Source organism: Prochlorococcus marinus CUG1415 (genome assembly GCF_017696015.1).
GTDB lineage: Bacteria > Cyanobacteriota > Cyanobacteriia > PCC-6307 > Cyanobiaceae > Prochlorococcus_A > Prochlorococcus_A marinus_AE.
This window is the reverse complement of the sequence record NZ_JAAORL010000001.1, coordinates 566,571-587,634: the sequence shown is the minus strand read 5'-3', so window position 1 is coordinate 587,634 and position 21,064 is coordinate 566,571. Positions and strand designations below refer to the sequence as shown.

Genomic DNA, 21,064 nt, shown 5'->3' with positions numbered 1-21,064 from the left:
GTTTTTGTCTGAATTAATAGAAGTATTAACTAAAGATGGTAGTTACTCTTTAAGAAGTGTTGTTTTTCAAGAGAACTTCCATAGTTTATTGGGCGCATTGGAGGAAACAAAGTTAAAGTTTACAGCTACTTCTAATTTGCAAAGATTTAAGGGCAAATCTCTTAATGTTTTGGATATATGTTTTGGTTTAGGATACAATTCCGCTTCTTTATTAGATGAATTAATTAAACAAAAATCGTATTTAAATTTGTATGCTTTGGAGATTGATAAAAAGCCTCTTGAATATTCGCTTAGAAATGAATCTTTCCTTAAATTATGGGATCCAAAAGTCAAAAAAATATTTGGATCACTGTATCAAAAAGATTACTTTGAGGATCAATTTTTCAAATGCAGTATTTTGTGGGGTGATGCTAGAAAAAAAATTAACATTATTCCTTCCTCTATTAAATTCGATCTGATTTATTTAGATGGTTTTTCTCCTCAAAAATGCCCACAAGTATGGACAATTGAATTTTTATCTAAAGTCACAGAAAATCTTAATTCTCAGGGTTATTTAATAACTTATTCTTCTTCAGCGGCAGTAAGAAAAACCTTAAAAAGTCTTGGATTAGAAATTTTTACTATTAAGCCAAGTTTTAAAAACAGAACTTTTTGGAGTCAGGGAACTGTCGCAATATCAAAATTTGATAAGAATAAATTGAAACCTAATTTCAATTTTGAAAAGTTATCTTTAATGGAAGAAGAACATCTCTTAACTAAAGCTAGTATTCCATATAGAGATCAAGATTTGAACTCAAGTAAAGACGATATAATCAGGAGAAGATTAGATGAGCAATTATTCTCAAATCTATTATCTACAAACAAATGGAGAGAGAAGTGGGGAATGACGAAGTTATACTTTAAGAGTTAGATTTAAATAAGATTTCAAATAAACATGTTAAGTGTTGCAATATTAGCGGCAGGCAAGGGCACTAGGATGGAAAGCTCATTGCCAAAAGTTTTACATAAAATTTCTGGCAAAAGTCTTATACAAAGAGTAATTGATTCATGTGTCGAATTAAAACCTGATCAAATTTTCGTAATTACTGGACACAAATCAAAAGAAGTAAAAAAGGCAATCCCAAACGATAAAAAAATCCATATTGTTGTTCAAGAACCACAATCAGGAACCGGTCATGCTATCCAGGTACTTTGTAAAGAAGTAAAAAAACATGCAGGAAAACTTTTAGTACTTAACGGAGATGTGCCACTCATTAGGCCTAGTACTCTAAAAAGACTTTTGTATTTACACGATTCAAAAAATGCTGATGTTTCTTTAATTACTACAAAGAAATCAAATCCTCATGGATATGGCAGAGTTTTTTTGAAGGGGGATTTTATAGAGAGAATTGTTGAAGAAAAAGATTGCAATGATCTAGAAAGAGAAAATCCATTAATAAATGCAGGTGTTTACTGTTTTAACTGGGGTAACTTGTCAGAAATAATTAATACCTTGCAAAGCAATAATAATCAAAAAGAGATTTACTTAACAGATACAATATCTTTGTTAAAAAATTCCTTAAGCCTCGAGGTAGAGGATAATGGAGAGCTTCAAGGAATTAATAACAGAATTCAACTATCAGAGTGCGAGGAAAGTATTCAGAATTCCATTAAAGAGAAGCATATGCTTAATGGTGTAACTTTTATAAATAAAGCAAGTTGTTCAATTAGTGAAGAAGCTGAAATTGGTAAGGATGTAATCATAGAGGCTAATACACATATAAGAGGAAATACGAAAATAAATAGTCATTGCATTATCGGACCAAATACTTTTATTGAGAATTCTTATGTGGGATCAAATTGTGAAATTTCAAACTCTACTGTTTATGCTTCTCAGATAATGGATTATATAAAAATTGGCCCTTATAGTCATATAAGACCTAATTCCAAAATATCTTCCTTTAGCAAAATAGGTAATTTTGTTGAAATCAAAAATAGTCAATTAGAGGAAGAATCTAAAGTAAACCATTTAAGTTATATTGGCGATTCTATTATTGGAAGATCTACAAATATTGGAGCAGGTACTATTACTGCAAATTTTGATGGTCAGAAAAAACATCAAACAAAAATTGGTAAAAATTCCAGTATTGGTGCAAATACAGTTTTTGTAGCACCAATAAGTCTCGGGGAATCAGTTACAACAGGAGCTGGTTCAGTGATCACAAAAGACTCCAAAGATAATTCATTAGCAATCTCAAGAACTAAGCAAGTAAATATAGAAAATTGGGAAAGAAAGAAATCCTGATCTAGTTAATTAATTCAATAATTTTTTCAAGTTGCCAACATCTGCTCCCTTTTATAAGAATAGAATCCCCTTTTTTTGTGGATTTGTTTATCTCTTGAGGTACATCTTTAATATTATTTAAAACTAAGAATTTTTTCTTATCTTTTAGATAATTGGTATAAATTTTTTCACTTTTTTTATCGCAAATAAATAAACACTTTTCTATTTCTGAATTATTTATTAAGTTGAATATTTCTTTATGATATTTTTCAGATTCTTTTCCCAATTCTTGCATACTTCCAAATATAAAAAATTTATTTCTCGGTTTTTCAAGCAGGTTTTTAATACATGCTTTTACTGACTCTGGCGAAGCATTATATGATTCATCATATATTGTTGTTTTTACTGATTTAAGAATTTTATTCCTTCCACCTAAACTTACAAAATCAAATTTATTAAAACTTGCAAAATCAATGCCTAGCTCTTTAGCAACTGCATAAGCAAATAAGAAATTCGAAGCATTATGAAATCCCTCAACTGAAATTTCAAAGGTATTTTCTTCAATTAAAATTGTTTTACTCGAAGGATTATAAAATCCTTGCAAATTATCATCTTTCTTAAACCTATCCTTTTGATTTTCTATATTTAATAGTTTTACTTTTATCACTCTACCTTTCCAAAATTCTTTTAAAGTTTTTTCTAGAAATGGATCATGTGCTGGAATTATTACAACTCCTTCTGGATTTAAGAACTTACTAATTTCACACTTTGCATGAGTAATATTTTTTTTCGAGCCTAACAATCCAATATGAGCTGTACCAATGTTAGTAATAACTGCAATATCGGGTTCACTATATTTAGATAAATTCTCGATCTGTCCAAGACCTCTCATCCCCATCTCAAGAACTAAAACTTTATCTTCTATATCTGTAGCAAGAATAGTAAGGCCTACTCCAATCTCATTATTGAAATTTGCATGAGATAATTTAATTCTTCCAAGTTTATTTAAAACTCCACCAATCATTTCTTTTGTTGTTGTTTTACCCACTGAGCCAGTTATTGCAACAATAGGAATATTTAATTTTTTTCTTTTTAGCAATGCTAATTTTTGAAATGCCTCTGTTGTGTCATTTACAACCCAATAAGGAAAATTACTAGGAAGTAATCTCTGCATCCCTTTTTTTATTACTACAGATTTAACTCCTTTATTTAAAACCTCTGGAAGAAAACTATGTCCGTCAAAATTTTTACCCTTGATAGCTATAAAAAGATCATTTTCTAATAAAGTTCTACTATCAATACTTATATTCTTAAAATTTAAAAAATCTCTTTTCCCCTCGCTCAGATTTCTAATATCCCCCAAAACATCATTTAATTCTGATAAAGAGAATTCCATTAAAAAATTAAGTCATACTTTTTTTTAAAGATGGATCCGCTGATTGTCCGTAAGAAAATTTTTCAACTTCAGCAACATCTGGCGATGGTTCTTTTATTCCGCAAACATCCTTATACATAACTTCGTATTCAAGAGCTGAACGTTGCCAACTAAACTCTTGGCTCATGGCTCTTTTTTGCAGTAATTCCCAACTATCTTTATGCCTAAAGGCTTCCCATGACCTTACTAAAGAAGTATAGAAATCTATAGGTTCAAAGCGATCAAAGCAAAATCCCGTACCATTATTATTTTCTGGGTCATGAGGTAAAACCGTATCAACTAAACCTCCAACTCGCCTTACTATTGGAATAGAGCCATATCTCATAGCGAGGAGTTGACTTATACCACAAGGTTCAAATCTACTTGGCATTAAGAATGCATCTGAGCCACCATAGATAAGCCTTGATAAAGAATCATCATAGGTAAGAAATACTGAGAATCTTCCTGGGTAATCTAATGCCAGTTGCCATAATCCAGACTCTAAATATCTATCTCCAGTACCTAAAACAGCAATTTGAGAATCTGTATAGGCTAATAGTCTTCTTGAAACTTGTAAAAGTAAGTCAACCCCTTTCTGATCAACTAACCTACTGACCATTCCTAAAAGGTATTTTTTAGAATTAACTTCGAGACCCATTTCTCTCTGCAGAATTTTTTTATTTTCTAGCCTATTTTCTAAATTGTTAATACTGAATTTTGCAGGTAAAACAGGATCTTTGGCTGGATTCCATTCATCAAGATCTATGCCATTAAGAATTCCCCTTAATTTACCTGAAATGTAATTAAGTAATCCTTCAAGGCTTTCTCCGTATTCATGGGTTTTAATTTCATCTGCATAAGTAGGAGAAACAGCATTAACCCTATCTGCGTACAACATTGCCGCAGCCATTGTGTGGTCTCCATGCATATACCAAGGACACCAAGTCATTTTTTCAAGTTTCCACCTCCAAGGGCCTTGGTATTTTAAATTATGAATTGTGAAGACAGTACTAATTTCGGGGTCCTGATGCATCCACACAGGAATCATTCCAGTGTGCCAATCATGGCAATGGAGAACTTGTGGTTTCCAACAATTCCAGGCAAATTCTGCAGTGGCACTAGCAAAAAATGTAAAGCGCCAGTCCTCATTTTCGCCTCCGTATATTTGGTCAGAGTCAAATGTTGGATGACCCACTAGGTAAATCACATAATTATGAATGGGATGTTTTGCTTCATATACGGCGAAATCAGTCCCCATTGTATTTGCTCTAAAGACTGGTTCATTCGATACCTCTAAAAGACTCCACAATTTTCCATATCCTGGAATTATTACCCTTACATCGTGACCAAGTTTTATCAAAGATGGAGGTAACGAACCAACCACATCTCCCATACCTCCAACTTTGATCATTGGAGCACATTCAGCAGCGGCAAGAAGGATTCTCATTGATAATTATTTAAAAAAGTTCTTTTGAAAAATAAACTAGGGGGTCCACTTATAGTCAGAAAAGTCTGGTGGACGCTTTTCAAGAAAGGCATCTCTACCTTCTTGAGCTTCTTCAGTCGAATAGAATAATTGAGTTGTGTATCCAGATAATTCTTGAATACCCGCAATCCCATCATTCTCCGCATTGAATGAAGCTTTAAGAATACGAATAGCAGTTGGACTATTACGTAAAATCTCTCTTGCCCAGATTACACCCTCAGCTTCTAATTCTTCAATCTTTGTAATTGCATTTATCAAGCCCATCTTAAGAGCTTCCTTGGAATTATATTTTCTACATAAAAACCAAATTTCTTTTGCTTTTCTTTGACCAACAAGTCTTGCCAAATAACTTGATCCAAAACCCGCATCAAAACTACCAACTCTTGGACCTGTTTGACCAAATATTGCATTTTCAGAGGCGATGCTTAGATCACAAATCAAATGAAGTACCTGGCCTCCTCCAATTGCGAAACCAGGAACCAAGGCAATAACCACTTTAGGCAAACTTCTTATTAATCTTTGCAGTTCAAGTACATTTAATCTCTGCTTCCCTTCATCATTTTTATATCCATTTTTACCCCTTACACTCTGATCACCTCCCGAGCAAAAAGAATAAACACCTTTCTTGTCAGGTCCCGCACCTGTAAAGAGAACTACGCCAATAGTTTCGTCATTTCTTACGATATCAAATGCGTTAATAAGTTCATCTACAGTTTGTGGCCTAAATGCATTTCTTTTTTCAGGCCGATTAATTGCAATTCTCGCAATTCCCTCATCTGATTTGTGAAACAATATATCCTCATAAGATTTGCATTCTGACCAATTTAAAGTTGTTTTACCAGGTAATACTTTCATGAAACCTAATTATTCAAAAATAGAAAATGATTAATTTAACTGCCAATTATTTTTTCTAGCAGGGCATTTTTTTCACAAATTTCATTTTCTGGATCAATATCAACTTTAATTATTACAGATTTCTGGATAGAAATGCTCCAATCGAATGCCTCTCGTAATTTTTTAAAATTTGCCACACTTTTAAAATTTACTTGATAGCCCTCTGCTAGTTTTGGCCAGTTTATTTCTTTTGGCATAAGAAAAAGTTTTTTTAATTCATCTTCTTTTAAATTTTCTTTATAAATTCGATTAAATATATTTCCGCCATTATTATTTATCAGAAGAATTGTTAAATTCATGTCGATTGAATTTTCAATCAACCAACCGTTTATATCATGAATAAAAGCCAAATCTCCAGTCACAAGAAGTAGAGGATTTTTAATTCTAGAAATACCTAATGCAAGAGATAAAGTACCGTCTATACCAGAAGCTCCCCTAAAGCTGAAACAATTTCTTGTTAAAGTAGCATTTTCAGAAAATGTAAGCCAATCTCTAATCGGGCTACTCGCTGAGAGCATTATAGGATTTTCAGCTGGCCAAAGTTTAGGAACAAGATTTGCAAGCATATACTCAGTAATATGATTATCTTGAGTAATTTTCTCTTTTAAAATTTCTTTAATTTGCTCACCTTCCTCTATTAGATCTAGAGCCATCGGAGTAAGAGACTTTTTGTTTTTTTCGTTAATTGATAATTCTTCTAACAATAGAGTAGTAAAATTTGATAGTCCAAAATCATATTCAAATGATTTTTTTATAGGGTCCAATTTTCTATGGTTTTTTTCTTTTATAAGAATTTGTATCCCTTCGAAGTTTATTAAAAACTTCTCCAAATCAATTGAGCATGACATAGGGCCAAGCCTCAAAAGTTGATGACAATTTATTGAATTTTTATTTTTTCTTAAGACTAATTCCCAATTCACAACTAATCCTCTCAAATCAGAATAAACTCCTGAAACAGGATCAGCAAACACTGGCCAACCAGTAATTTCTTGTAATCGTTCTAAAGATTTATTGAAAGAAGTTAAATCATTTATGGAACCTTGATAAGGACCTACCAAAATAATACCGGATTCATCTAAATTTAAACTTTTTGAAATTTCTAAGAATTTGTTTTTATCAGACTTTATTTCAACTTCCTGAAATATATATTTTTTCTTTAAATAAATTCTCTCAAAAACCTCTAAAACATTTTTTTTATTCAAAAATGAAATACCTAAAGGCTTATCAATAGGAATATTTAAATGAATAGGACCAGGGAATGTTGATATTTGTTTCTCAGTAATTCGCACTAAATTCAAGATTTCATTTTCTTGTGTTTCATGAAGTCCATTTAGATTTGTACTTAAAACCCTTCTGCAGACTGAACTCAAAAAATCTTCTTGATTTACTGTTTGATTAGCGCCACAATCTTTTAATCTTAAGGGTCTATCAGCAGTAAGAAATATAATACCTTTACAAGATCGGTCTGCCTCAACTGCTGCTGGCAATAAATTACTTACGGCAGTCCCAGAAGTGGTAATAACTAAAGAAAGATTACCTGATGCAGCAGAAATTCCAAGAGAGTGGAATCCAGCAGATCTCTCATCTATTGAATTAAAAATATTTACCAGTCCTAATTTATTTAATTCTCCAGCAGCTATTGCTAAAGGTGCTGATCTACTACCAGGACATACTATTAAATTTTGAACGCCTATTTTTATAAGAAGATTCAAAAGTTGTAAACTTCTAAGAAAATTTTTGCATTCAATAGATGATGTCATAATTTATATAAATGCTTTGGGGTTTTCCTTATAACTGAATTAAATAAAACATGTCTACAACTCAAGAAAAAAGAAATTCAATATTAAAGGATTTAAAAAATCTTTTAATCTGGATATCTATAGCTTTAATTATACGATGGCAGGTTATAGAGCCAAGATGGATCCCATCGGGTTCAATGCTTCCAACTCTTCAAATACAAGATAAAATTCTTGTTGAGAAAATATCCCCCAAAATCACATCCAAATCAAATCTTTCAACATTAAAAAATAAAATAGTTGTTTTTAAAGTTCCGGAACAATTAATTAATGCTGGTTATGAAGCAGATACTGCACTAATAAAACGAGTAATTGGAATTCCCGGAGACAAGATAGAAGTAAGAGACGGTAACCTCTACTTAAATGATATCACTCAAAGAAATTACGTTTTTGACAAAAATATTAATTATTCACTAGGGCCTTTTATTGTCCCAGAAGAGTCATTATGGGTGATGGGAGATAATAGAAATAACAGTATGGACTCACATATTTGGGGGTTTTTACCCTATGAAAAGGTTATTGGTAAAGCTATTTTTAGATATTGGCCGTTGAATAAAATTGGACCTATTCGGTTCCCTGCCCTTAATAATTTAGATTAATGGGTACGTGATGTTGTAGGGTTTTTATATATTGAAGCTGTATAAATGTTTAATCCAGAATTTCTTGCTACTGAAAATAATGATCCAAACGATGAGAATGATTTAATCCAATATTTACAAAAACAATCTCCAGAAGTTTTGCAAAGAGTAGCAAAATCAGCTAGTGAAGATATTCAAGAAATTATTAGACATAATGTTCAAGGTCTTCTTGGAATGCTTCCTTCAGATCAATTTGATGTAAAAATAACATCTTCAAAAGAAAACATTGCTAATTTATTATCTTCTGCAATGATGACAGGATATTTCTTAAGACAAATGGAGCAAAGAAAAGAGCTGGAACAAACTCTTAAAAATGATGAAAACATGTCTATAGAAGAGTAATAGTTTTTAAAGGTTTACGTCTTCTGGAATTATTCCTAGTTCAAACAACTTTTTATACAAACCCATCAAAAATTTATTATCTTCAGGAAGTTTGTCCCACTTTTGGGAATTAATTTCATTAATTAATTTTTGACAATCTTCTATTGTAAATTTTATAGGCGCCGTAAAATGAGCTGGAATTAAATATTCCATATCTTCAAAAGACTTTATATTTTCTAACCATTTAAGTAAAACTTCTTTTGAGCGCGGAAAAATTAATTTTTGTAAAACTGGTGCAATTTGAATCGTAGGAGTATCTTTACCCATTATTTCAACAAGAGAGGATTCCCAATCTTCGTCCCATAAAAAGGGATAAATGCCGAAATGATATCTCCAATTTCTAAGATCTTTTTTGAATGAATACTTAAATATTTTTTTTAAAGGTGGAATATTTAATTTACCTGGTTTCAAAAAAGATGAAAATAAGATTAACCTTTTCCATCCTTTTTTTCTTTGTTCGATGGAGTCAATCAAAGGTTCGTCTCCTCTCTCTCTAGAATGAAAAAGAAGTGGAGTTGGATCAAAATTAAAGATCTCAGGTGGTGTGGAATCTATTCCAACTATTGCGTCTGTCACATGAAGAGTTTTCGTAGGATAGTGGAAACAGCTTATCTCCTGATATCTTCCAAGTCCTAAATTCAGTGGGCCTAATGAAGACCATTTAAATGAGTTTGTATGTGGAGTACCTTCCTCAAACAGTATTCTTGTTCTTTTTGATGGAATTCCTAAAAAATCTAGTGGTAGATTTATTGGAAAACTCCATTGTCCAGGACAAAGCCAAATTTCTGCATCTTTAAAAACTCTTGAAAGAGCTGGCAGTCCGATTTTATGTTCTAGTCCAGAGGCACTCGGTAGAATTATTGTTTTTACTTTGCCGTGAATCGCAATTAATTTTTCTAACTCATTTATTAATTCTTTTGTCGGTGGTAGTGGATTTATTAGCATCAATCCATTCTCAACCTTTATTACCGTCATTCTTATTGGAACTGCAACATAATAAAGACCCTGTATTTGTTCCAAAGACCATATTTGATCAGGAATTAATTCTCTTAAAAGAGTTTTCTTTTGCCCATAGGGATATAAAGGGAATACAGGCCACCAATGCCAATTTTTATTACTACTTTCTTCAACCATGATTATTTGTAATTAGAAAAGAATTTTTTAAACTTGAATATTCCATATCTCGGAGCGAATAAAAAAGCAAATAAAAATATAAAAGTTTGCGCTAATACTATAGAACCTCCGGTTTCAAGATCGAACCAAAAACTAAAATAAATACCTATTACACTTGATATAATGGCGCTTAATACTGAAATAATGGTCATATTATCAAATTGATCAGTAAGTAAATATGCCGTAGCCCCAGGAGTTATCAACATTGCTACTACCAATATGATTCCAACCGTCTGCAAACCAACAACGGCCGCTAATGATAAGCATGTCAGAAGCAAATAATGTAGGAAAAGAACATTAATTCCCACAGTTTTTGCATGTCTAGGATCAAAACAGTAAAGCATTAAATCTTTCCTAAAAACTGATAAAAGTATTACTACCAACAAAGAGATCAATAATGTTTGCTTCACATCAGATAGTGATATGCCTAATGGACTTCCAAAAAGAATAGAGTGGAGATCAATATTACTTTTAATCTTAGAAACCAAAACTATTCCAAGAGCAAAGAAGCCTGTAAAGACTAATCCAATAACGGTATCTTCCTTAACTCTCGATTTTTGTTTAACAAATCCTATAAGCGCTACAGAACCTACACCGAATATAAATGCACCCAATGAGAATGGGAGTCCCAAAGCATAAGCCACAACAACTCCAGGCATTACAGAGTGAGATACTGCATCCCCCATTAAAGCCCAACCTTTGAGAGTTAAATAACTAGATAAAAAACCACAAACAGCTGCCACTAAAGAGCTCATCAATAGAGCTTTTCTCATGAAATCATGGGATAAAGGATCTGTTAAGAATGTATTTATACTAGAGAATAAATAGGGCTCCATAATTATTTTTTCATGACTCAGGCCCAAACAAAACGTCAGGAGAGATCCCACCAAAGGTAGTTGTTATATTTTCAGGTGTAAACACTTCAGAAGCCTCCCCATATGCAACAACTGTTTTGTTTATTAAAAGTACCAAATCACAAAATTCGCGAACATGGATAATATCATGAGTAGATAATAAAATTGTTTTACCCTCATTTTTAAACTGAATAAATAATTCTGAAATTAGTTTCTCAGTTCTTATATCAACTCCTGTAAAGGGTTCATCCAGCAATAATATTGAAGCTCTTTGTGCAATTGCTCTGGCTAAAAAAGTTCTTTTCCTTTGACCTCCAGACAAATTCCCAATTGGTGTAGATAAAAAATCGGTCAGGTCAACCCTCTCAATAGCATCTTTAACAGCCTGAATATCAGACTCTCTTGGACACCTTAGAACATTCATCGATCCATATCTTCCCATCATTACAACATCCCAAACATTTACAGGGAATTGAATATCAATACCTTCACTTTGAGGAACATAAGCGATTGTTTGGTCTTTCTGAGCAGACCTTAAAGACTCTCCATTTATTCTTATTTTTCCCTTAGAAATGCTAACAAAGCCAGTCAATGCATTAAAAAAGGTTGTTTTCCCTGCTCCATTCATTCCTACCAATCCACAAATTTGACCAGGCTTTAATCTTAAGTTTGCATCATACAAAGCAACTTTGCCGTTGTAGTCTACGCATATATTTTCTGCATCAATCCTATAGTTTTGATAATTAGGTTTTTCCATATTTTATTCAAGACCTCTTTTAATAATTTCCAAATTATGTTTCAGCATTTCCAAGTAAGAATTAGCTGGGCCATTATCACTTGACAAAGAATCAACATAAAGATTTCCTCCAAATTTAGTTCCAGTTTCATTGACAACAACCATTTGAGATTCATTACTTACAGTACTTTCACAAAATACAGCTGGGACATTTTTTTTCTTAATTAAGGATATTGTTCTTGCCATCCTCTGGGGCGTAATTTGACTCTCGGCATTAACTGGCCATAAGTAAACTTCATTTAATCCATAATCCTTAGCGAGATAAGAAAATGCCCCTTCACAACTTACTAGATACCTTTTATCTTTTTCTAAGTTATTAATAAAAAGTGAGAAATCTTGATCAATTTTAGAGAGTTTATGTTTATAAGTTTCTCCATTTTTTTTGAATAACTCTGTTTTGGAGGGCATCAATTCTGATAAAGATTCCACGATAATATCTACATAAAGAATTCCTCTTTTTGGAGAAATCCAGGCATGGGGATTTGGTTTCCCTTTGTAAGCATCTTCACTTATTAATATTGGTTCTAAATCATCTGCAATAGTTATTCTTTGAACTTTCAAATTAGAAACAAATTTTTCTGACCATATTTCAAATCCAAATCCATTATCCACAAAAACAAATGCTTCAGAGGCATTTATTAGGTCGCTTGGAGTTGGTTTATAACCATGAACCTCTATTCCAGGCTTAGTGATCGATTTAACCAGGAAGTCATCATTTTTAGAAATATTTTGAATTATATCTGCCAAAACGGTAAAGCTTACTAAAATCAACTTTTGTTTAGTTTCATTTTTAGTTGAGATTGACTTACATCCAGTAGTTGAAAAAAGAAAAATTAAACATCCAAGAATTGAAAGCAAAAACTTTTTACGCATTATTTGAATAATTCCAGAGATTATGAACTATATCTAAGTCGAATTAAAGGATTTTTTAAATCAGATATCAAAGATTGCCAATTTATTTTCTCCTTTTCAAAAGCTTTTTCAACAACTTTTTCAGAATTTTCTTTTATAAATTCTAAGTCAGGCTCAGATACTCCTTTTGTTATCGCCATAAAATCCGCCAGGGAACTAGAAACGACTCTTGTTAAATATGCTGCACTTATTGCCTGATAAGTTCCTGAAAACAACCAATTTGGGCCATGAAATTTTGTTAATCCAATTAAAGTCTGACCACTCCATTCAATTACTCCCTGAGCTATTGCAGTCTTTATTATTTGTTTTGATACTTTATCCAAAATTTCTGGCGACCAATTACATCCCCATATTGATTTTATCTCTTTAATCATTAGAGAATTTAAGACTGTCATAGATAAAACATCTATTGAAGGAAGTGGTGACAAGAAAACAGTCGTAGCAACAAGAATTTGATTCTTCCTCTGTAAAACTTTCAATTGTTTTCTTCTTATCCCCTCAATCTCAGACTGCCATTTAGTATGCAATTGCTTCAAAAGTCTTTTCTTCGTATTCTCAATATTTTTACTTGAACTTAGAAAAAATCTCCTTAAAGAAAAAGGTATATGAGTTAATTCATTTTTATTTGTATCAACTTTAATTATTCTATTTATAAATTCTCCTGAAATTTGATCCCTCAATTCATCTATTTCATTTTGAGATTCAAATCCATTTGAAGATTGGGCTACTAACCAAATGGGCATATCCTTGGGAAGCTTTTCTAACCATAAAAAATCATTAGCAGATAAAGGTGCATTTAGAAAATATAAAACAGCATCAGTATTTATTACATTATCAGGGACAATCTCCGAAGAATTATATTTTGGCAGTTTTTCAATAAAATTAAAATCAAACTTATCTTCTTTGAAGAAATCTCTAAATAAGGATTGAGTTGAGTCATAATTTTTCTTCCCAATAAAACATATTTTCTCTTTTGCAAATCTATTAAGTATCGAGTCAAGGGATTGTTGCCTTTTAAGATTTTCTTTTTCTAAATTATTAGTCTCCTCAAGTTTTTCATAGAAGTTTAAGTCTTCATTACAAAGATTTACCCAGCCATCTAAGTCCTTTGGCTCATTAAATTTTGGTTGGTCATTCTTAAGGAAAAAATATCCTCCAAAGCATAAAATAAAAAATCCTATTGACCCGCCTGTTAAATGTATTACATCACTTGCAAACCATTCTCCAAAGCCTAACAAAAGTAAAATTATAAAGATGTTTTTCTTCGGAAACTTTATTAAATCCTTCAAAAGGTTCTCTTTGGTAATATCAAACACAATACTTAGATTTATCTAATTTTATTTTAGTGCAAGTTGGGAATGAGAAAAGGAAAATTACATAACTCGTTAATTAATAGATAAAAATTTAAGGCTTTTAAAGAGACTTATTGCATAAATAGATGCTAAGTTAATAGACTATTTAAACAAATCAAGAAACATCAAGATGTCTAATTCAAATTTCAGCAATAATTCTGGACAAGAAAATTACAGAGGTCGTTCTAACAATGAAAGATCTGTTTTCAGAGATAGATCAGGCGGCAGAAGAGATGGAGGAGGATTCCGCATAAGATTGAGTGATAACGAAATGAAAGCTGTTAAATCAATACAAGAGACCTTTGAATTAAGATCTACCGTTGCAGTTCTGGGTTTCTCTGTTAGAACGCTTAGCGAAATGATCAAAGACGAAAAATTGATTGAATCAATTAAAGAATATGCAAAAAATAATAAAAACTCTTCTCCGAATAGACAATCACAAAATTCTTATGAAGAAAAGACAAAAACAGCACCTGACCCTTTTGCAAGACCTGTAAAAAGTACATCAACTGAAGAGATCCAATCTAGCGCAGTAGAAGAGGATGGCAAATAAAAAAAGAATTCTTTCGGGAGTTCAACCAACTGGTGATTTACATATTGGGAATTGGCTTGGGGCCATAAATAATTGGGTTACGCTTCAAGAGCAATATGAAACATTTCTATGTGTAGTTGATTTGCACGCAATCACAGCTTCATATAATCCCAAAGAATTATCTCAGAACACTATCTCTACTGCTGCTTTGTACGTCGCTTGTGGAATAGATCCCAATATATGCTCTATTTTTGTCCAAAGTCAGATTTCCGCACATTCAGAACTTTGTTGGATATTGAATTGCATGACCCCAATAAATTGGATGGAAAGAATGATTCAATTCAAAGAAAAATCCATACAACAGGGGAATAATGTATCTATTGGATTATTTGACTATCCGATCCTAATGGCTGCAGACATTCTTCTATATGACGCTGACTTTGTACCCGTAGGTGAGGATCAAAAACAACATCTTGAACTTGCCAGAGATATTGCACAACAGAGAATTAATGCCAGATTTAGTAGGGATAAAAATATTTTAAAAATCCCTCAACCAATAATCATGAAGAATGGATCAAAAATAATGAGTTTAATTGATGGTTCAAAAAAGATGAGCAAAAGTGATCCTAATGAAGGCAGTCGTATTAACTTATTAGATGCTCCTGAAGTAATAACGAAAAAAATAAAAAGAGCAAAAAGTGACAGTTCTATTGGAATTGAATTTAACAACCCTGAGAGACCAGAATCTAAGAATCTTTTGATGATTTATTCAATATTATCTGGCAAAGAAATTTCTCAATGTGAAAATGATTTATCAGAGACTGGATGGGGGACATTTAAGAAATTAATTACAGAACAACTTATTGAATCACTAGAACCTATTCAGAAAAAATATAAATTATTAATTAATGATCCCTATCAATTAAATAAAATCCTTGATGAAGGGAAGGAAAAAGCTGAAAATTTAGCAAATCAGACTTTAAAAAGAGTTAAATCAAAATTGGGATTCTTTGAAATGGAGAAATAAAATATGCCAATAATTACCTTACCAGATGGTTCAAAAAAGGTTTTCGAAAAATCTGTAACTATTCTAGAAATTGCCCAGACTATAGGCGCTGGATTAGCTAAAGCAACAATTGCTGGAAAAGTAAATGATGTTCTCCTTGATGCAACTATTCCTATAAGTAGAGATTCCGAAGTTGTAATCATCACATCAAAAGATAAAGAAGGCATTGAAATAATAAGACATTCTTTTGCTCATCTTATTGGTCATGCAGTTAAACAAATTTACTCTGATATTAAGATGGCAATTGGTCCTGTAATTGAAGATGGTTTTTATTATGATATTTTCTCTGAATACAGATTTACTCCTGAAGATTTAATAAAAATCGAAAACAGAATTAATAAATTAATAAAAACAAACTATGACGTTGAAATTTTACAAGTTTCTAAAGAAGAGGCAATTAAAACGTTTAAAGAAAGAGATGAGACTTTTAAATTACGAATAATTGAAGAAATTCCTGAAGAAGGGCTCATAAATTTATACAAACACGAAGAATATATCGATATGTGTAGAGGGCCTCACGTACCCAATACTAGACATTTGAGACACTTTAAATTACTTAAGTTATCAGGTTCATACTGGAGAGGGAATAGTAAGAATGAATCATTACAGAGAATATATGGAACTGCATGGGCAAAAGAAAAAGAACTCAAAGATTATTTAACAAGAATTGAAGAAGCGGAAAAAAGGGATCATAGAAAACTTGGTAAAAAACATTCACTATTTCATATACAAGAAGAATCTCCAGGAATGATTTTTTGGCATCCAAATGGATGGACAATTTACCAAGTACTGGAAAAGTACATAAGAGAAATACTCAAAAAAAATGATTATTTAGAAATTAAAACCCCACAAGCTGTTGATAAATCTCTTTGGGAAAAATCCGGTCATTGGGAAAAATTTAGAGACGATATGTTCACTACTGCATCAGAAAATCGAACTTATGCAATTAAACCAATGAATTGTCCATGCCATATACAAGTATTTAATCAAGGTTTAAAAAGTTATAAGGATTTACCTATTCGTCTTGCTGAATTTGGTTCTTGTCACAGAAATGAGCCCTCTGGTGCACTGCACGGCTTAATGAGAGTAAGAAACTTTACACAAGATGATGCACATATATTCTGCACAGAAGAGCAAATTCAAGAAGAGGTATCAACTTTTATAGATCTTGTTTTCGAGGTTTATAAAACTTTTGGTTTTGATGAAATTATTATCAAATTATCAACCCGTCCTGAAAAAAGGGTAGGTAGTGAAGAGATTTGGGATAAATCAGAGGAGGCTCTTACCAAAGCTCTCGATAATAAGAACCTCAAATGGGAACTCCAACCAGGAGAGGGGGCTTTTTATGGTCCCAAAATAGAATTCTCCTTAAAAGATTGTCTTAATAGAGTTTGGCAATGCGGTACTATTCAGGTTGATTTCTCAATGCCTATTAGGTTGGATGCAACTTATGTAGATATTGATAATGAGAAAAGAAATCCAGTTATGCTTCATAGAGCAATTTTAGGATCCTTTGAGCGATTTATCGGAATCTTAATTGAACAATATGAGGCAAAATTCCCAATTTGGCTTGCGCCTTATCAAATAATTTTATTGAGCATTACGGATAGAAATATTGAAAAGTGTTTAACGTTTAATGAATTAATAAATAATAATGGTTACCGATCAAAAGTTGATGTTAGGAATGAAAAAATAGGATATAAAATAAGAGAGGCAACTCTAGGGAGAGTTCCCTTAATTGCAGTTATTGGGGATAAAGAAGAGGAAATTGATTCAGTCGCTTTAAGAGCTTTGGATGGAACAAGTTTAGGAATTTTCGACCTACCAAATCTATACAAATTAATGGATGAATTAATAGAAAAAAAAGGAAGAACACAATAATTTCGAATAGATGAATTTTCTGGCTTGTGATTTAGGAGGTACCAAGGTTCTATTGGGAATATTTGAAAGTGTAATAAATGATGATTCACCTAAATTGTTATTCAAGAAGAAGTATATATCTTCTGATTGGGATTCTTTTGAACTGATCCTAGAAGATTTCCTCAAAAATGAATGCAAAAATATTACTCATCCTTCTTCTGCATGTTTCGCTGTAGCTGGTCCTTTATCTAACAACAACGCAAAAATAATGAACTTGTCATGGAATATTTCAGGAAATAAATTAAAAAATAAATTTAAATTTGAACAATGCGAGCTAATTAATGATTTTGCAGTACAAATTTATGGAATTCCTTTCTTAAAAAAAAATCAATATTCAACTATCCAGAATGGATCAATATCTGCAGGGACTAACAATGATTTGCATGCTATTGTTGGAGCCGGTACTGGTTTGGGCATTGCAAGAGGTCTAATATCAGGAAGGGAGGTAAAAGTTTTAGCTAGTGAAGGTGGACACGTTGAATACTCTCCAAAGTCAGAATTAGAGTGGAACTTAAAGACTTGGCTCAAAAATTCTTTAAATATTGAGAGGATATCTTGTGAAAGGATCGTTAGCGGTACTGGTTTATCAAGAATTGCTGAATGGAGACTTAGCAAATCTGATGCCAAAAACCATCCTTTACAAAAATTTTTTATAGAAACTAAAATTTCTGATAGTTTGAGAAAAAAGCTGCCCGAAAAAATTTGTAATCTTTCTGAAGAAGGGGATCAAATAATGATTGAAGTTGAAAGGATTTGGTTAAGCGCTTATGCCTCTTTATTGGGAGATGTTGCTCTTCAAGAATTATGCTTTGGGGGATTATGGATTTCTGGAGGAACTGCACCAAAACATTTCAAAAACTTTAAATCAGATTTATTTATGAAACAATTTTTTGATAAAGGAAGATTAAAAGATATTCTTAGAACAATACCTCTGAGAGTGATTTCAGATGAAGAGTTTGGACTCTTTAGTGCAGCCTGCAGAGCAAAAATGCTTTTAAACACTACGTAAAAAAATGTCTATTCCTGAAGTAGGAAAAAAAATAAGAGTAACAGTACCTTCTACGACTGCCAATTTAGGTCCTGGGTTTGACTGCCTTGGTGCAGCATTAGATCTATATAATGAATTTATTTTTACAAGAATTGAAGGCGGTGGAGGGAGATTTGATTTAATAATGGAGAGTACAGATGGTAATCATTTAAGAGGTGGACCTGAAAACTTAGTTTTTAGAGCGGCTCAGAAAGTATGGGAGAGCACAAATATGGAGCCTTTTGCACTTGAAGCGAGAGTTAAGTTGGCGGTGCCACCTGCACGAGGACTTGGAAGCAGTGCTACAGCAATAGTTGCGGGACTAATCGGAGCAAATGCAATAATGAACTCACCATTGCCCAAAGAAAAACTCTTAGAACTTGCTATTGATATAGAAGGTCATCCTGATAATGTAGTTCCCTCCCTCTTGGGGGGGCTTTGTTTGACAGCCCGGTCATCTTCTCAAAGATGGAGAATCATAAGATGTGATTGGCACGATTCCATTAAAGCTGTTGTAGCAATACCTGCGATTCGTTTAAGCACAAGTGAAGCAAGGAAGGTTATGCCTAAGAATGTACCAATGTCAGATGCAGTGATAAATATGGGAGCACTTACTTTATTACTAAATGGCTTAAAAGCAGGAAATGATGAACTCATAAAAGAGGGAATGTTTGATAAGCTACATGAACCATACAGATGGAAACTTATTAAAGGTGGATTAGAAGTCAAAAATGCCGCGCTTCAGGCAGGTGCTTTAGGATGCGCAATTAGTGGGGCTGGACCAAGTATATTAGCTTTGTGTAAAAAGGAAAATGGCAAAATGATTAGTCAAGCGATGGTAAAAGCATGGGAGAAGTTAGGTGTGGCTAGTAGAGCCCCATTTTTAAACCTTCAAACAACAGGTAGTCAATTTAGTACTATAGCGGGTAAGTAGTTTTACTTAGACATTTTTAATGTTATAGTCTCAAGCTAGTACAACTTCAACTAGAATAAAAAAATTATTCATTCCATAAATGAATTTAGAATATTTTCCTTGGCTATCCTCAATTGTTTTACTGCCTTTAATTGGGGCACTAATAATGCCTTTCTTGAGTTCTAAGGAAGGAGAAAATAATACACTCCCTAGAAATATCTCATTAAGTTTTTTATTTATAGATTTTTTACTAATAGTGGGAGTACTTTTCCAAAAATTTAATACTACAGATAGCTCCTTGCAACTTATGGAAAGAGTTACTTGGTTACCTTCAATAGGCTTAGAGTGGTCTCTAGGTTTAGATGGATTATCTGCTCCTTTGGTTGCCTTGAGTGGGTTAATTACATTCTTATCCGCTGCAGCAAGTTGGAAAATAAAGAAAAAATCTAATTTATATTTTGCCCTATTATTAGTGCAAGCATCTGCTCAGGCACTAGTTTTCCTTTCTCAAGATTTCTTGCTATTTTTCTTAGCTTGGGAACTAGAGTTGGTTCCGGTATATCTTCTTATTGCTATATGGGGAGGGAAAAAGAAATTATATGCAGCTACTAAATTTATTCTTTATACAGCTTTAGCTTCTTTATTAATACTCATAAGTGGTTTAGCACTTGCCTTGAGTGGCGATACCTTTACTTTAAATATTACCGACTTAACAAATAAACACGTAACCGGAAGCCTAGCATTGTTATCATATCTTGGATTTTTAATTGGTTTTGGAGTAAAACTTCCTATCTTTCCACTTCATACTTGGTTACCCGATGCGCATGGAGAGGCTAATGCACCAGTATCAATGTTACTTGCTGGAATACTTTTAAAAATGGGAGGCTACGCTTTATTAAGATTCAACGTTCAAATATTACCCGATGTACATCTGCAAATTGCCCCTGCATTAATCATTCTTGGAATCATTAATATAATTTACGGGGCACTAAATGCATTCGCACAAGATAATGTTAAAAGAAGAATTGCATGTAGCTCAGTGAGTCATATGGGTTTCGTTCTCTTGGGGATTGGAGCAGTGGATGCTTTAGGGATTAGCGGAGCAATGCTCCAGATGATCAGTCACGGGCTTATTGCAGCAGCTATGTTTTTCGTTACGGGATCATTTTATGAAAGAACAAATACTCTTTCAATTCCAAATATGGGTGGATTAGCAAAGGTCTTGCCGATAACTTTTGCTTTTTTCTTAGCAAGCTCATTAGCTTCTCTAGCATTGCCTGGAATGAGTGGTTTTATTAGCGAAATAACTATATTTCTAGGTATCACAAGTCAAGAAGGCTTCAGTTCTATATTTAGATCAATCACAATTCTTATGGCAGCTATCGGTCTTGTACTCACTCCTATTTATTTACTGTCGATGTGTAGGAGAGTATTTTTTGGCCCCAGAATTCCTGCACTAGCTACAGTTAAAGAAATGAATGGTAGAGAATTGACAATTGGTTTCAGTTTATTGTTGCCTACTTTAGTGATAGGTTTTTGGCCAAAGATCGCCATAAATTTATATGAATCTTCAACTAATGCTCTCAGTCAGCAGTTAACTTTAGCTAAATTAGTAGGGATAATATCGAATATTAGTTAAGTTTAATT

Annotated in this window: 19 protein-coding genes; 10 read left to right on the top strand and 9 right to left on the bottom strand. The window is 32.7% G+C overall.

Translation table 11 applies throughout. The features are described from left to right. The first annotated feature begins 4 nt into the window (after positions 1-4). Together HA143_RS03295 and glmU are read left to right on the top strand one after the other, a co-directional pair. A complete protein-coding gene (locus tag HA143_RS03295; RefSeq protein WP_209083210.1) occupies positions 5-910 on the top strand; it encodes a tRNA (5-methylaminomethyl-2-thiouridine)(34)-methyltransferase MnmD in 906 nt (301 codons plus the stop codon). Between the two features lie 24 nt (positions 911-934). Next, on the top strand, positions 935-2,284 hold the full coding sequence (glmU, locus tag HA143_RS03290; protein WP_209083209.1) for a bifunctional UDP-N-acetylglucosamine diphosphorylase/glucosamine-1-phosphate N-acetyltransferase GlmU: 1,350 nt from the start codon (positions 935-937) through the stop codon (positions 2,282-2,284). Between the two features lies 1 nt (position 2,285). Here the strand turns inward: glmU and HA143_RS03285 are convergent, their stop codons facing one another. Genes HA143_RS03285 through menD form a run of 4 tightly spaced genes read right to left on the bottom strand, consistent with a single transcriptional unit; the run spans position 2,286 to position 7,817 of the window. Continuing rightward, entirely contained in the window at positions 2,286-3,659 is a 1,374-nt protein-coding gene (locus HA143_RS03285) for a UDP-N-acetylmuramoyl-tripeptide--D-alanyl-D-alanine ligase (protein WP_209083208.1), read from the bottom strand. Between the two features lie 7 nt (positions 3,660-3,666). Continuing rightward, a complete protein-coding gene (gene glgA / locus HA143_RS03280; protein ID WP_209083207.1) occupies positions 3,667-5,124 on the bottom strand; it encodes a glycogen synthase GlgA in 1,458 nt (485 codons plus the stop codon). Between the two features lie 36 nt (positions 5,125-5,160). Then, on the bottom strand, positions 5,161-6,018 hold the full coding sequence (menB, locus tag HA143_RS03275) for a 1,4-dihydroxy-2-naphthoyl-CoA synthase (protein ID WP_209083206.1): 858 nt from the start codon (positions 6,016-6,018) through the stop codon (positions 5,161-5,163). Between the two features lie 35 nt (positions 6,019-6,053). Further along, complete coding sequence (gene menD / locus HA143_RS03270) at positions 6,054-7,817, bottom strand: 2-succinyl-5-enolpyruvyl-6-hydroxy-3-cyclohexene-1-carboxylic-acid synthase (protein WP_209083205.1); 1,764 nt, start codon at positions 7,815-7,817, stop codon at positions 6,054-6,056. Between the two features lie 50 nt (positions 7,818-7,867). Here menD and lepB point away from each other — a divergent pair, with 50 nt between their 5' ends. Together lepB and HA143_RS03260 are read left to right on the top strand one after the other, a co-directional pair. Next, the gene (gene lepB / locus HA143_RS03265) at positions 7,868-8,452 is read left to right on the top strand and encodes a signal peptidase I (RefSeq protein ID WP_209083204.1); all 585 of its coding nucleotides are present in this window, start codon (positions 7,868-7,870) and stop codon (positions 8,450-8,452) included. A gap of 45 nt (positions 8,453-8,497) precedes the next feature. Continuing rightward, positions 8,498-8,833 carry a DUF760 domain-containing protein gene (locus HA143_RS03260; RefSeq protein ID WP_011862621.1) on the top strand — a complete coding sequence of 112 codons (336 nt, stop codon included), beginning with the start codon at positions 8,498-8,500 and terminating at the stop codon, positions 8,831-8,833. 6 nt (positions 8,834-8,839) lie between these two features. Here HA143_RS03260 and HA143_RS03255 read toward each other — a convergent pair whose 3' ends face one another. Genes HA143_RS03255 through HA143_RS03235 form a run of 5 tightly spaced genes read right to left on the bottom strand, consistent with a single transcriptional unit; the run spans position 8,840 to position 13,923 of the window. Further along, on the bottom strand, positions 8,840-10,006 hold the full coding sequence (locus HA143_RS03255; protein ID WP_209083203.1) for a DUF4336 domain-containing protein: 1,167 nt from the start codon (positions 10,004-10,006) through the stop codon (positions 8,840-8,842). A gap of 2 nt (positions 10,007-10,008) precedes the next feature. Then, positions 10,009-10,881 carry a metal ABC transporter permease gene (locus HA143_RS03250; protein WP_209083202.1) on the bottom strand — a complete coding sequence of 291 codons (873 nt, stop codon included), beginning with the start codon at positions 10,879-10,881 and terminating at the stop codon, positions 10,009-10,011. Positions 10,882-10,891: 10 nt separating this feature from the next. Beyond that, positions 10,892-11,656 (bottom strand): metal ABC transporter ATP-binding protein, encoded by a 765-nt coding sequence (locus tag HA143_RS03245; protein ID WP_209083201.1) that lies wholly within the window; start codon positions 11,654-11,656, stop codon positions 10,892-10,894. 3 nt (positions 11,657-11,659) lie between these two features. Next, positions 11,660-12,568 carry a metal ABC transporter substrate-binding protein gene (locus tag HA143_RS03240; protein ID WP_209083200.1) on the bottom strand — a complete coding sequence of 303 codons (909 nt, stop codon included), beginning with the start codon at positions 12,566-12,568 and terminating at the stop codon, positions 11,660-11,662. Positions 12,569-12,588: 20 nt separating this feature from the next. Beyond that, entirely contained in the window at positions 12,589-13,923 is a 1,335-nt protein-coding gene (locus HA143_RS03235) for a DUF697 domain-containing protein (protein WP_209083199.1), read from the bottom strand. 166 nt (positions 13,924-14,089) lie between these two features. On the opposite strand from HA143_RS03235, the gene HA143_RS03230 reads away from it, so the two are divergent. The 6 genes from HA143_RS03230 to HA143_RS03205 all read left to right on the top strand — a co-directional run bounded on the left by HA143_RS03230 (position 14,090) and on the right by HA143_RS03205 (position 21,056). Then, positions 14,090-14,512: a hypothetical protein gene (locus tag HA143_RS03230; RefSeq protein ID WP_209083198.1), complete on the top strand. Its 423-nt coding sequence runs from the start codon at positions 14,090-14,092 to the stop codon at positions 14,510-14,512. Next, positions 14,502-15,518, top strand: coding sequence for a tryptophan--tRNA ligase (gene trpS, locus HA143_RS03225; protein ID WP_209083197.1), 1,017 nt, complete (start codon positions 14,502-14,504; stop codon positions 15,516-15,518). The genes HA143_RS03230 and trpS overlap by 11 nt, the downstream gene beginning before the upstream one ends. 3 nt (positions 15,519-15,521) lie before the next feature. Then, complete coding sequence (thrS, locus tag HA143_RS03220; RefSeq protein WP_209083196.1) at positions 15,522-17,438, top strand: threonine--tRNA ligase; 1,917 nt, start codon at positions 15,522-15,524, stop codon at positions 17,436-17,438. Between the two features lie 10 nt (positions 17,439-17,448). Further along, on the top strand, positions 17,449-18,486 hold the full coding sequence (locus tag HA143_RS03215; protein ID WP_209083195.1) for a glucokinase: 1,038 nt from the start codon (positions 17,449-17,451) through the stop codon (positions 18,484-18,486). 4 nt (positions 18,487-18,490) lie between these two features. Next, the gene (gene thrB / locus HA143_RS03210) at positions 18,491-19,438 is read left to right on the top strand and encodes a homoserine kinase (protein ID WP_209083194.1); all 948 of its coding nucleotides are present in this window, start codon (positions 18,491-18,493) and stop codon (positions 19,436-19,438) included. Between the two features lie 79 nt (positions 19,439-19,517). Next, positions 19,518-21,056 (top strand): NAD(P)H-quinone oxidoreductase subunit 4, encoded by a 1,539-nt coding sequence (locus tag HA143_RS03205; RefSeq protein ID WP_209083193.1) that lies wholly within the window; start codon positions 19,518-19,520, stop codon positions 21,054-21,056. Positions 21,057-21,064 lie beyond the last annotated feature (8 nt).

Coding starts and splice junctions, on each gene's coding strand:
- glmU (WP_209083209.1), top strand. CDS start 935: ATGTTAAGTGTTGCAATATTAGCGGCAGGCAAGGGCACTAGGATGGAA.
- HA143_RS03285 (WP_209083208.1), bottom strand. CDS start 3,659: ATGGAATTCTCTTTATCAGAATTAAATGATGTTTTGGGGGATATTAGA.
- glgA (WP_209083207.1), bottom strand. CDS start 5,124: ATGAGAATCCTTCTTGCCGCTGCTGAATGTGCTCCAATGATCAAAGTT.
- menB (WP_209083206.1), bottom strand. CDS start 6,018: ATGAAAGTATTACCTGGTAAAACAACTTTAAATTGGTCAGAATGCAAA.
- menD (WP_209083205.1), bottom strand. CDS start 7,817: ATGACATCATCTATTGAATGCAAAAATTTTCTTAGAAGTTTACAACTT.
- lepB (WP_209083204.1), top strand. CDS start 7,868: ATGTCTACAACTCAAGAAAAAAGAAATTCAATATTAAAGGATTTAAAA.
- HA143_RS03260 (WP_011862621.1), top strand. CDS start 8,498: ATGTTTAATCCAGAATTTCTTGCTACTGAAAATAATGATCCAAACGAT.
- HA143_RS03255 (WP_209083203.1), bottom strand. CDS start 10,006: ATGGTTGAAGAAAGTAGTAATAAAAATTGGCATTGGTGGCCTGTATTC.
- HA143_RS03250 (WP_209083202.1), bottom strand. CDS start 10,881: ATGGAGCCCTATTTATTCTCTAGTATAAATACATTCTTAACAGATCCT.
- HA143_RS03245 (WP_209083201.1), bottom strand. CDS start 11,656: ATGGAAAAACCTAATTATCAAAACTATAGGATTGATGCAGAAAATATA.
- HA143_RS03240 (WP_209083200.1), bottom strand. CDS start 12,568: ATGCGTAAAAAGTTTTTGCTTTCAATTCTTGGATGTTTAATTTTTCTT.
- HA143_RS03230 (WP_209083198.1), top strand. CDS start 14,090: ATGTCTAATTCAAATTTCAGCAATAATTCTGGACAAGAAAATTACAGA.
- trpS (WP_209083197.1), top strand. CDS start 14,502: ATGGCAAATAAAAAAAGAATTCTTTCGGGAGTTCAACCAACTGGTGAT.
- thrS (WP_209083196.1), top strand. CDS start 15,522: ATGCCAATAATTACCTTACCAGATGGTTCAAAAAAGGTTTTCGAAAAA.
- HA143_RS03215 (WP_209083195.1), top strand. CDS start 17,449: ATGAATTTTCTGGCTTGTGATTTAGGAGGTACCAAGGTTCTATTGGGA.
- thrB (WP_209083194.1), top strand. CDS start 18,491: ATGTCTATTCCTGAAGTAGGAAAAAAAATAAGAGTAACAGTACCTTCT.
- HA143_RS03205 (WP_209083193.1), top strand. CDS start 19,518: ATGAATTTAGAATATTTTCCTTGGCTATCCTCAATTGTTTTACTGCCT.